Consider the following 6368-nt stretch of genomic DNA (forward strand, 5'->3'; position numbering starts at 1 on the left):
GGGCGAGGGCCCCGGAACCGCCGCCGCCTGGGGCCGGGAGCCCGAGTCGCTGTGGGGCCGGCTCGGTGCCGGGGAATCCCCCGTGACCGGCGGCGGCAGCCCCGTCCCCACCCTCCCCGGCGACTACCCCGCCTACTATGCGGCCGTGGCCAGGGCCCTTGCCGACGGCGGCACCAACCCGGTGACCGCACTGGAGGCGGCCGCCGCCCTCGACGTACTGGAGGCGGCGCGCCGTTCGGCCCACGACGGAGTGGCGGTGGAGCTGTGACGCACAACACCGAGCTGACCCCGAAGTTCCACCCGGAACTGACCCCGCCGCTGGAGGAGCTGGAGGCGCAGGAACGCCGCCTGGTCTTCCGGCAGTTCACCTACGAGGACGCGTGGGCGCTGGGCTCCCTGCTGGTCGGCATGGCCCGGGAGCGGCAGGCACCGGTGGCCGTCGACATCCGCCGCGGCGGCCAGCAGCTCTTCCATGCGGCCCTGCCGGGCTCCACCCCGGACAACGACGCCTGGATCGACCGCAAGCGCCGGGTCGTGGAGCGCTACGGCTCCGCCTCCTACCTGGTCGGCGCCCGTTTCCGCGCCAAGGGCAGCACCTTCGAGGAGTCCTCGCGCCTGGACCCGGACGAGTACGCGGCCCACGGCGGCTCCTTCCCGATCACGGTGGAGGGCGTCGGTGTCGTCGGCACCGTGACGGTCTCGGGTCTGCCCCAGCTCCAGGACCACCGGATGGTGGTAGAGGCGCTGGAGGAGTTCCTGGGCAAGGACCGCTAGCGGAACCGGAATTATCGCCGGGGTCTGCCACGTTGGCACCTGCCATGAAGGAGACCATCGGAAAGCACGGCATCTGGAACGGCGGCGGTCTGCGCGCGGAGGACCCGTCCCAGCGGGGTGAACGCGCCGAGGCCGCCGCCGAGTTGGAGGAGCTCGGGTTCGGCGCGATCTGGCTGGGCGGCAGCAGCTCGGCCGCCAACGCCGCCCCGCTCCTGGAGGCGACCTCCCGGATCGTCGTCGGCACCAGCATCCAGAGCATCTGGGACCACGAGGCCGAGGACGCCGCCGCGAGCTTCGCCGACCTGCGCGCCGCCCACTCCGGCCGCTTCGTCCTGGGCCTGGGCGTCAGTCACGCCAAGCTCGCGGAGCAGTACCGGCGCCCGTACTCGGCCCTGGTGGCCTACCTGGACGCCCTGGACGCGGCGGGAGTGCCGGCCGAGGGCCGCGTCCTGGCCGCGCTGGGCCCGAGGACCGTCGAGCTGGCCCGGGACCGCTCGGCCGGCTCGATCCCGTACCTGATCACCGCGGAGCAGACGGCGAAGTCCCGCGAACTCCTCGGCCCGGAGCCGCTGTTGGCCCCCGAGCTGAAGGTCGTCCTCGAGTCCGACCCGGCGCGGGCCCGCACCCTGGCCCGGGACTACCTGGCCATGTATCTGGGGCTGCCCAACTACACCAACAACTTCCTCCGCAACGGCTTCACGGAGGACGACCTGAAGGACGGCGGCAGCGACCGGCTGGTCGACGCGGTCTTCGCCTGGGGCACGGACGAAAACATCCGGGCCCGCGTCGACGAGTTCATCGCGGCGGGCGCGGACCACGTGGCCCTCCAGGTGGTGGACGGCGGCCCGCGCTACAGCCTCCCGAGGCAGGCCTGGCGCAGGCTCGCGGCACTACTGGCGTGAGGGTGTGCTTTTCAGGGGCGCGGGGAACTGCGCGACAAGCCACAACGGCGCGGCACCCGCCAAACAGCCGCAGTCCCCTGCCCCTTAGGCACCCTTGAACTCCTGCCGCTGACGCCCGAGCCCCGAGATCTCCAGCTCCACCACGTCCCCGGCCCGCAGGTACGGCTTGGGCTCGGGCTCCCCCATCGCCACGCCCGCAGGCGTGCCGGTGTTGATGACGTCACCCGGGTACAGGGTCATGAACTGGCTGACGTACCGCACGACTTCGCCCACCGGGAAGATCTGCTCGGCGGTCGTGCCGTCCTGCTTCAGCTCCCCGTTGACCCACAGCTTCAGGGACAGGCTCTGCGGGTCCGGGACCTCGTCGGCGGTCACCAGCCACGGGCCCAGCGGGTTGAACGTCTCGCAGTTCTTGCCCTTGTCCCACGTCCCGCCGCGCTCGATCTGGAACTCGCGCTCGGACACGTCGTGCGCCACCGCGTACCCGGCGACATGGGCGAGCCCCTCCTCGGCGGACGACAGATAGCGGGCCGTACGCCCGATCACGACCGCCAGCTCGACCTCCCAGTCGGTCTTCACCGACCGGCGGGGCACCAGCACCGTGTCATGGGGGCCGACCACGGTGTCCGCGGCCTTGAAGAAGATCACCGGCTCGGCGGGCGGCTCGGCCCCCGTCTCGCGCGCGTGGTCGTGGTAGTTCAGGCCGATGCAGACGATCTTCCCGATCCGTGCGACCGGCGGCCCGACGCGGAGCCCCGTGGCGTCCAGCGCCGGCAGGTCCCCGGCCTGCGCGGCCGCGCGGACCCGGCCGAGTGCCGCGTCGTCGGCGAGCAGCGTCCCGTCGATGTCGTGCACGACACCGGACAGGTCGCGCAGGACCCCGTCGGCGTCGAGCAGCGCGGGCGTCTCCGTTCCCGCCGTACCGACTCGCAGCAACTTCATGATCACTATCTCCCTCGATGGCGGGGCGTCCTCCGACGGGTGCAGCCATCGGATGACTGGTCGATCCTCCAAGCTGCGCGTCCCGTCCGCAATACCCGGTTCACGGACTGGACCGGTCAGCGGTAGAGGGCGGCCCTCTCGACCGCGGCCCACGTCGAACTGGTCACCACGTACAGGGCGGCCGCCAGGGGCACCACGGCCACGGTGAAGAGCGTGAAGAAGGACATGAAGGGCATCACCCTGGTCACCGCGCCCGCCCCGGGCACCGGCTGCCCGTCGGTCACCGGCACGACCGGGTTCGCGGCCATCATCCGCTTGGTGCGGCGGTAGTTGAAGGTCGCCACCACGACCACGAACGCGAAGAGGCAGACGTACACGAGCCCCGCTCCCCCGAACACCCCGCCGTGGCCGAGCGCGTCCGCCCAGCGTCCGCCGAGCGGTGCGGCGAACAGCTCGTGGCCGAGCAGTTCGTTCGCCCTGCCGCCGATCGTGGTGTTGGAGAAGAGGTGGTACAGCAGGAAGAACGCGGGGAGCTGGAACAGTCCGGGCAGACAGCCGGACAGCGGTGAGACCTTCTCCTCGGCGTGCAGCGCCATCACGGCCTTCTGGAGTTCGGCGGGATCGTCCTTGTGCCGCTTCCGCAGCTCGGCGATCTTCGGCTGGAGCCGGGTGCGGGCCTTCTGGCCGCGGGCGGCGGCGCGGGACAGGGGGTGCACGAGCAGTCGTACGAGAGCGGTGAACAGGACGATCGCGGCGGCGGCCGCGGTGGCGCCGAAGAGGGGGTGGAGCAGGTCGGCGAGGTGTTGGACCAGATCAGCGAAGACGGACATGGGTGAGCCCTCCGGGGGTCTCGTCGTGCCGGGAACAGGGAAAGCGGCATGACGACCCGCGCGGGGTGTCCGTACAGGAGCGGGCCCCTACGCGGCGGTCGCCGGGAGGGCGTGGCCGGGCGCTCGGGGGCGGGAGCGGCCCCTGGCGTCGGGGTCGCGTTGCTGGAGGAAGGCCGTACGGCGGGCGCGGTCGCGGATGGCGGTGCGGACTCGGGTGGGCGGTACGGCGGGCGCGCAGCGCGAGGCGATCAGCGAGCAGGCGACGAACGCGGAGCCGGCCGCGGCGGTCGCGGCGAGCGCGACGGCGGCGGAGAGGCTGCCGGCGTCGAGGAGGACGACGTCGAGGAGGAGGAAGAGCAGCACGGCGGCGGGACGCGGTGTCGTCCAGCGGCGCGTCACGGCCACTCCCCCTCTCGCTGCGAGTCCTCCCCCGGTTATACCTGATCGACCGTGATCGGCTGAAGGAGCCTCCTCGGCTGGAGCAGGGCCCGGCTGACCGGGTCGGCCGGGTCCGGGTCGAGCCCGGGGCCCGGCACCATGAGGACGTCCGCGACGGGTACGACGGTGGCGCAGGCGGGGCATTCGCCCCAGGAGCCGAGTTCGGTGCCGCACTCGGCGTGGTGGAAGGTGCGCAGCGCGCTCTCGCCGTGGTGCTCGCGGCCCCAGCGGCCGAGGGCGCGCAGGGCGGGCCACAGGGCGATGCCGCGCTCGGTGACGACGTACTCGTCGCGCGGCGGGGACTCCTGGTAGCGGCGCTTCTCCAGGATGCCCTCCTCGGTGAGCATCTGGAGGCGGGTGGCGAGGACCGCGCGCGGGATGCCGAGGTGGACGAGGAAGTCGTTGTAGCGCCGGACGCCGTAGAGGGCGTCGCGGATCACGAGCAGGGTCCAGCGCTCGCCGACGATCTCCAGCGCGCGGGCGATCGAGCATTCCTGTGTCGCGTAGTCCTTGCCCAGTGCCATGCCGCCCACTGTAACCATTCTCCCATCATGGGTTCAATGACCGAACCCACTCTGCTACGGTGCCGTGCATGCTTAAGTTCAATGAACGAACTCGCACTGAGGTCAAGGCGTCGCCGACCGCTCCCGACGCGCCCGTCCGGCCCGGGCCCACCCTGGCCCTGACCAGCGCCGCCACCGCCGTCGCCCTCATGACGTACACCGCGCCGGTGGTCCAGCTCCCCGACGTCGCCGCCGACCTGCACACCCCGCTCTCCGCCCAGGCCTGGCTCCTGAACGGCACCCCGCTCGGGCTCGCCGCCCTCCTCCTGGTCGCCGGCAGCCTCGCCGACGACTACGGCCGCCGCCGGATCTTCGCCGCCGGCACCCTCGCCCTCGGCCTCACCACGGCCCTGGGTGCCCTGACCTCGTCCACCTGGCTGTTCACCCTGGCCCGGATCGCCCAGGGCGCGGCCAGCGCGGCGCTCCTCGCGAGCAGCCTCGGCCTGATCGTGCACGCCTTCCCGTCCCCCAGGGGCCGCCTGCACGCGACCGGCGTCTGGGGCGCGTTCGTGAGCGGCGGCATCGCGGTCGGCCCCGTGCTGAGCGGCGCGATGCCGAACTGGAGGGTGTCGTACGGCGTTCTCGGCGCCGCCGCCCTGCTCGTGGCCGCCCTGTCCGCACGGCTCCTGACGGAGTCCCGGGCCCCGCGCGGCGGCCGCCCCGACCTCGCCGGAGCCGTGACCTTCGGGCTCGCTCTGGTCGCCCTGGTGGCCGCGCTGACCCTGGGCCGGGACGGCTGGCTGCGGGCACCGGTCGGGCTGTTGCTGCTGGCGTTCGTGGTCCTGCTCGCCGCGTTCGCCGCGGTGGAACGCCGCTCCGCGACGCCGATGATCGACCTGGAACTGCTGCGCCACCGCCGTTTCCTCGCATCCTCCTCCAGCGGACTGTTCACGGGTCTCGCGGTGATCGGCCTGTTCAGCTTCCTCCCGGCCCTGCTCCAGCAGACCGTCGGCCTGTCCGCGATGGACACCGCCTGGCTCTTCCTCCTCTGGTCCGGGCTGTCCTTCGCGGTCGCCCTCCAGGCCCGGCGCCTGGCCGGCCGGGTGCCGCCGCGCTGGCAGCTCGCGATCGGCTTCCTGCTGCACGCGGCGGGCGTACTGACCATGCTCGGCTCACTGGACGCGGGGTCCTGGGTACGGCTGCTGCCCGGCCTGGTCGTCGCCGGCGTCGGCAGCGGCCTGCTGAACGCGGCGCTCCCGCTGGCCGCCGTGGAGTCCGTCCCGGCCACGCGCGCGGCGATGGGCTCGGGCGCCCAGCAGACCTTCCGTTACATCGGCTCCTGCGCCGGAGTCGCCCTGACCATCGCGATCGCCACCTCCACCGGCGGCGGCCTCGCCCACGGCGCGGACATCGCGATGCTGGTGTCGGCGGTGCTGGCACTGGTGGCGGCGGGGACCGTGGTGGGGCTGCGGGAGCGGTGAGGGCGGTACGGGAGGTGCGGTTCTCAGCGCGGCCGCGCCGAGACGAGCTTGCCCCACACCACCAGCCGGTACCGGGACGTGTACTCCGGCGTGCACGTGGTGAGGGTGAGGTAGTGACCGGGCGCGGTGTAGCCGAAGGCGGGACGGACCGACGAGCGCGGCACGCGGGCGATCACCCCCGAGTCGCGGGCCGAGGTTTGGCGCAGGGTCCGGTCCACGGCGTACGTGTACACCGCGCTCCGCGTCTCCACCCGCACGGTGTCCCCGGGCACGAGCCGGTCGACGTACCGGAAGGGCTCGCCGTGGGAGTTGCGGTGCCCGGCGAGCGCGAAGTTCCCGGCGCCGCCCGGCTGTCCGGTGCCGGGGTAGTGGCCGACGTACCCCTTGTTGAGGACACTGCGCCTGCCGACGCCCTCGGCGACGGGGACGCGGAGGTGGAGGCGGGGGATGCGGAAGACGGCGTAGGCCTGGGAGGGGTCCGGCGCCGGGGTGGTGAGG

The 6368-nt window shown here is 73.0% G+C and carries 9 protein-coding genes; 4 read left to right on the forward strand and 5 right to left on the reverse strand.

Annotation, left to right across the window (positions count from 1 at the left end; translation table 11 throughout):
- From AOJ26_RS40330 to AOJ26_RS40340, 3 genes are all read left to right on the forward strand, one after another.
- Nucleotides 1–268, forward strand: a 268-nt coding sequence (locus AOJ26_RS40330; protein ID WP_324614013.1) for a Gfo/Idh/MocA family oxidoreductase, incomplete at its 5' end; no start/stop codon positions are given.
- Entirely contained in the window at nucleotides 265–774 is a 510-nt protein-coding gene (locus AOJ26_RS40335) for a heme-degrading domain-containing protein (RefSeq protein ID WP_053853297.1), read from the forward strand. The genes AOJ26_RS40330 and AOJ26_RS40335, both read left to right, overlap by 4 nt.
- A gap of 44 nt (nucleotides 775–818) precedes the next feature.
- Complete coding sequence (locus AOJ26_RS40340; protein WP_053853298.1) at nucleotides 819–1676, forward strand: LLM class F420-dependent oxidoreductase; 858 nt, start codon at nucleotides 819–821, stop codon at nucleotides 1674–1676.
- 84 nt (nucleotides 1677–1760) lie between these two features.
- Here the strand turns inward: AOJ26_RS40340 and AOJ26_RS40345 are convergent, their stop codons facing one another.
- The 4 genes from AOJ26_RS40345 to AOJ26_RS40360 all read right to left on the reverse strand — a co-directional run bounded on the left by AOJ26_RS40345 (nucleotide 1761) and on the right by AOJ26_RS40360 (nucleotide 4410).
- Entirely contained in the window at nucleotides 1761–2618 is an 858-nt protein-coding gene (locus AOJ26_RS40345) for a fumarylacetoacetate hydrolase family protein (protein ID WP_053853302.1), read from the reverse strand.
- 116 nt (nucleotides 2619–2734) lie between these two features.
- Complete coding sequence (locus AOJ26_RS40350; protein WP_053853299.1) at nucleotides 2735–3448, reverse strand: YidC/Oxa1 family membrane protein insertase; 714 nt, start codon at nucleotides 3446–3448, stop codon at nucleotides 2735–2737.
- An 87-nt stretch (nucleotides 3449–3535) separates the two neighbouring features.
- On the reverse strand, nucleotides 3536–3847 hold the full coding sequence (locus AOJ26_RS40355) for a DUF6412 domain-containing protein (protein WP_053853303.1): 312 nt from the start codon (nucleotides 3845–3847) through the stop codon (nucleotides 3536–3538).
- A 35-nt stretch (nucleotides 3848–3882) separates the two neighbouring features.
- On the reverse strand, nucleotides 3883–4410 hold the full coding sequence (locus tag AOJ26_RS40360) for a winged helix-turn-helix transcriptional regulator (RefSeq protein ID WP_053853300.1): 528 nt from the start codon (nucleotides 4408–4410) through the stop codon (nucleotides 3883–3885).
- Nucleotides 4411–4478: 68 nt separating this feature from the next.
- Between AOJ26_RS40360 and AOJ26_RS40365 the strand changes: the two genes are divergently transcribed.
- Nucleotides 4479–5870, forward strand: coding sequence for an MFS transporter (locus tag AOJ26_RS40365; RefSeq protein WP_053853301.1), 1392 nt, complete (start codon nucleotides 4479–4481; stop codon nucleotides 5868–5870).
- Between the two features lie 23 nt (nucleotides 5871–5893).
- Here AOJ26_RS40365 and AOJ26_RS40370 read toward each other — a convergent pair.
- On the reverse strand, nucleotides 5894–6368 hold a 475-nt coding region (locus AOJ26_RS40370), incomplete at its 5' end, for a class E sortase (RefSeq protein WP_159044527.1).

This window comes from Streptomyces sp. NRRL B-24085 (assembly GCF_001282115.1).
GTDB lineage: Bacteria > Actinomycetota > Actinomycetes > Streptomycetales > Streptomycetaceae > Streptomyces.